Below are 3,191 nucleotides of genomic sequence, written 5' to 3'. Positions count from 1 at the left end.
GCCCAACGTGGCGGCCAACCAGCTCGCCGTGGAAGCTGTGAACCACGAGAGCGACACGCTCGATCGCGAGATCCGCAACCTCAAGACCGAGCTGGAGCTGCGCCGGGAGCTGGCAAACAATTCGCCCATGGCGATCATCCAGCGCCACGGCACGCGCGCGGCGGGCTCGCGTGGGATCTACGAAGGCGATCCGGTGCCTGACCGCCTCGATCAATTGCAGAAGGGCAATCCGGGAGGCCGGCCATGAGCCCGATGCGTGCGGCTTGGCTGCGCCCGCGCTGGCTGTTCAGCCGGCGCGCAGCGAAGGCGCTGCTGTGGACGGTGGTACTCGCGGCCGTCGCCGTGGGCGCCAACATCGTTGGCATCTACCTCGTCGGAAGCGTCGCAGGCTGGGGGCGTTGGCTGGCGGCAACAGCGGGTTACTTCCTGATCTGGCGGCTGTGCCTGTACGGCGCGACGGCCTACGGCTGGGTCTGGATGCGTCGCCGACTGCTGGCGCGCGAGGACGACGCGCAAGCGCGGCGCCGCCTGGTGCGCAGCGAGATCGCCGGCGTCATTGCCATCGTGGCGCTTGAAGCCAGCCTGTTGATGCAGGGCTGAGGGGAGATCCGAGCCATGACGCTTTTCACGACCGACTACCTGGAGTACTACCTCACCCTCGTGTCCTGGATCGTCAACAACGGCATCTGGGCGGTACTGGTATCCAGCGGGGTATTCGCACTGCCCTTCGTGGCGATCATCGTGCAGGAATGGCTCAAGGCCCGTGCGGAGGGTGCTGACGAAGGCAATAAGGGCGTGCTCTCGGCCGCACGCATTGAGAACCGGGTGTTCGTCGCCATTGTGGTCGTGATGTTCGCCGGCATCCCGTTCATCGACGTGGACCTCAACACCATTCAGTACGACAGCTCGCGCTCGGCTCAATGCCAGGTCAGCGTGCCGCAGCCCACGGATACCGGCTGGTCCCAGTCCTTCAGCACCATCAACAACCAGAGTGCCAAGGTGCCGGTCTGGTGGGCCTTCATGCACGCGCTCTCGCGCGCCGTCACCAGTGCCTCGGTGGCAGCGATCCCGTGCGGAACAGACCTGCGACAGATGCGCATGGAGATCGACGCTACCCGCATCAACGACCCGGTGCTGGCTCAGGAAGTGGCCGATTTCACACACGACTGCTACGGGCCTGCACGCGCTAAATTGTTCATGGCGCGACCGGAGCTGGACGAAGCTCAAATGAACGACGTGACCTGGATCGGTTCGAGGTTTTTCACGAACACCAGCGGCTACTACGACAGCTACCGCTCCAGCACGGCGCGCGAGTCATGGCCCTATGACGACACTCGCGACGCAGGGCTTGCGCAGGTGGCCAGTGGCGGCGGCTACCCGACTTGCAGGCAGTGGTGGGCCGATGGCAGCAACGGCCTGCGAGCACGGCTGCTGAGCCAGGTGGCCCCCAGCCTATTGAATCGCTTGGCGGGCTGGGCCGGGTTCCTGAGCCGTACCGAGGTGGACGATTCGGTGGTCCGTACCATCGCCTCACCGCGACAGCAGAAGCTCAACCAGGGTTCGGTCTATACCGACTACGGCGGCCAGATCGACAAGACCCTGCCGAACATCGTGACGCGGGCCACGGGGGACGTAGGAATGGCGGTCGGGGCACTTGCCGCATTTCCCGCCATGGACGTGGTGCGCCAGGCGCTGCCCATGGTGCTTGCCTTGCTCAAGATGGCGCTGGTCATCTGCATCCCGCTCGTGCTGGTCGTCGGCACCTATGACCTGAAGACGGTCGTCACCGTCAGCGTCGTGCAGTTCGCGCTGTTCTTCACCGATTTCTGGTTCCAACTCGCACGCTGGATCGACAGCACCATTCTCGATGCGCTCTATGGGTGGGGCTTCGGCTGGAACCGGCCGCACACTAACTTCGATCCGCTGGTGGGGTTGAACAATGCCTTTGGCGACCTGCTCCTGATGTTCGTCATGGGCACGATGTTCTTGGTCTTGCCGGGTTTTTGGCTTGCGAGCCTTACTTGGGTTGGGATTCGGGCCGGACACGTCATCCAAGGGCTTTCGGATGGCAGCAAGAGTGCCGGCCAAGCAGGCGGTAAGGGCGCTGGGGCCCTCACCGGAGGTAAGCTGAAGTAACGCGGCGCCGGTCAGTCGTCGGTGTACAACTCGTGCGACGTATCGTTGTATAGGTTGGGATCGTAGCCCGGCGTCTTGCGCAGTTCGGTGAGGTCGGTGAAAGGCCACTCGTCTTCATCCGGGGTATTGGCAGCAGCCGCCCATCCCGCCACCACGACTCCCAACAACACGAGTGCGAACCAGAAGGCGACGTAGAGCAGCGCGCCCAGCACAGCCAGCTTGACCGCCCACAGCAGCACTGTGGCACCAACCAAAGGCACCCCTTTGGCCATCAACCAATTCGATACCCGCCGTTCGCCACGCGCATAGGCACGCCATCCACGGCCAAATGCGCGGCCGATACGTTCTGCGGTGCTGGTGCGAGTTGTGGTGTTCATGGTCGTCTCCTGCTACTGAGGGATGTCTATTCCAGGGTGCTCCACTTCATTCCGTTTCAGGCTTCAATGTGTTTTCTCGCTGCTTCAGGACGCTTCGTCATCCGGTTCCACCGGGCCCGGGTCGAGTTCCACGCCGATGCGGTAGGTGGCAACGAAACGCGGCCAATCCACATGGTCAACCAGATCGATGTCCTCGATGACGCTGACCTTCGCTCCCGCACGCTCGAACAGGGCGATGCTCTTGGCGGGATAGTTGTTGCGCGACGGATAGAGCACTCCGTCAAACAGAGGTTGGCCGTCGTCGCCGACCAGCGCATGCACCTGAGCGGACACCTGCTGCGTGTGCGTGTAGTCGCGGCTGGCCAACTGCTCCAGGTTCAGGCCGAAGTAGCCCGCCATGACGCCCGGCGCCGTGAGGTCGGCCAGAAGCACGTCGTCCATCACGCCTACTGCGCGCACCATCCGGGCCTGGACTTCTTTCAGCGCGATCGAGCGTTGCGCGTCCTCAAGCCACTGGTGCTTGTGAAACACCGACTCCATCAGCGCCGTGGGCAGGTCGCGCCCCAGGTAGAGCACGCCGTAGGCCCGCGCCGGGTCATCGTAGCGATTCGTGCTGCTGCGGCCATAGTACAGCGGGCTGCCCCGATAGACGACGCGGCTCACATGCTGGAGCAGTTC

General features: G+C 63.7%; 4 protein-coding genes and 1 pseudogene. 3 read left to right on the top strand and 2 right to left on the bottom strand.

Annotation, left to right across the window (positions count from 1 at the left end; genetic code table 11):
- From K206_RS0136140 to K206_RS0136130, 3 genes and pseudogenes are all read left to right on the top strand, one after another.
- A pseudogene (locus tag K206_RS0136140) lies at positions 1–247 on the top strand (integrating conjugative element protein); the annotation flags it as partial.
- A complete protein-coding gene (locus K206_RS0136135) occupies positions 244–600 on the top strand; it encodes a hypothetical protein (protein WP_029044457.1) in 357 nt (118 codons plus the stop codon). The pseudogene K206_RS0136140 and the gene K206_RS0136135, both read left to right, overlap by 4 nt.
- Positions 601–615: 15 nt before the next feature.
- The gene (locus K206_RS0136130; protein WP_020207097.1) at positions 616–2,136 is read left to right on the top strand and encodes a conjugal transfer protein TraG N-terminal domain-containing protein; all 1,521 of its coding nucleotides are present in this window, start codon (positions 616–618) and stop codon (positions 2,134–2,136) included.
- An 11-nt stretch (positions 2,137–2,147) separates the two neighbouring features.
- Here K206_RS0136130 and K206_RS0136125 read toward each other — a convergent pair whose 3' ends face one another.
- Positions 2,148–2,513, bottom strand: a complete 366-nt coding sequence (locus K206_RS0136125) for a DUF3742 family protein (RefSeq protein WP_029044456.1) — start codon at positions 2,511–2,513, stop codon at positions 2,148–2,150.
- A gap of 84 nt (positions 2,514–2,597) precedes the next feature.
- A partial coding sequence (locus tag K206_RS0136120; RefSeq protein WP_020207095.1) for an RES family NAD+ phosphorylase occupies positions 2,598–3,191 on the bottom strand: 594 nt, incomplete at its 5' end.

Origin of the sequence: Cupriavidus sp. WS (assembly GCF_000395345.1) — a bacterium.
Taxonomy (GTDB): domain Bacteria; phylum Pseudomonadota; class Gammaproteobacteria; order Burkholderiales; family Burkholderiaceae; genus Cupriavidus; species Cupriavidus basilensis_B.
The sequence above is the reverse complement of the archived record's forward strand: the minus strand, read 5'-3'. Positions and strand labels throughout refer to the sequence as shown.

Excerpts from the sequence above, each read along its gene's own strand:
- K206_RS0136135 (WP_029044457.1), top strand. The coding sequence starts at position 244 with ATGAGCCCGATGCGTGCGGCTTGGCTGCGCCCGCGCTGGCTGTTCAGC.
- K206_RS0136130 (WP_020207097.1), top strand. The coding sequence starts at position 616 with ATGACGCTTTTCACGACCGACTACCTGGAGTACTACCTCACCCTCGTG.
- K206_RS0136125 (WP_029044456.1), bottom strand. The coding sequence starts at position 2,513 with ATGAACACCACAACTCGCACCAGCACCGCAGAACGTATCGGCCGCGCA.